Genomic DNA, 755 nt, shown 5'->3' on the forward strand with positions numbered 1-755 from the left:
GATAAGCGAGGCTGATTGATCGGCAAACCATCTGGGGGCATCCCGAAGCGCCTGATCCCTTGATCCTAAAATGAAAGGAGGTTCAATCCAACGAAACTTTTTGTCGGAATTGATGTAAGCTCAAAGGACATGAAAGCCTGCCTTATGAATCAGGAAGGCGAAACGCTTAGCACCCTTACAGTTGCGAACAACTTGCCAGGTGTTACTGAATTGCGTAATGCCATTGTCCATACATCATGGGTTCACCATATCAAGATGATCTAAATTGGTATGGAAGCGACGTCTGTCTATAGTTGGCATCCGGCCATATTTTTTAATCAGGATGATCTGTTAAATCAGCGGAATTCTAAGGTCTATGTGATCAACCCCAAACAGATCAAAAACTTCAAAAAGGCTTATGCCGAAATGGATAAGACAGACATGAATGATGCCTGGGTCATTGCCGACCGGCTTCGTTTCGGGCGCTTGAAAAAGACGCTCATCATGAGTGAACAATTCCAAGCCCCGCAACGCCTCACACGGATGCGGTTCCACATTACCGAAAACATGACACGGGAGAAGCAAATGTTTCTTCAGCACCTGTTTTACAAGTGTAGCTCCTTCACCACAGAGGTGGATCAGTCCGTGTTTGGAACCACTCTTTTGGATTTCTTAATGGAGGCCTACAGCTTGGATGAAATCGCCCAAATGCCATCAAAAATCTCGTAGAATACCTCAAGACAAAGGGGCGAGATCGTTTTGCAGACCCGGAATGC

At 45.8% G+C, this 755-nt stretch carries 1 pseudogene; it reads left to right on the top strand.

From position 1 onward, the window contains the following. Nucleotides 1-144 precede the first annotated feature (144 nt). A pseudogene (locus tag BpJC4_RS15855) lies at nt 145-708 on the top strand (IS110 family transposase). Nucleotides 709-755 lie beyond the last annotated feature (47 nt).

Origin of the sequence: Weizmannia acidilactici (assembly GCF_008974185.1) — a bacterium.
Taxonomy (GTDB): Bacteria; Bacillota; Bacilli; order Bacillales; family Bacillaceae_C; genus Weizmannia; species Weizmannia acidilactici.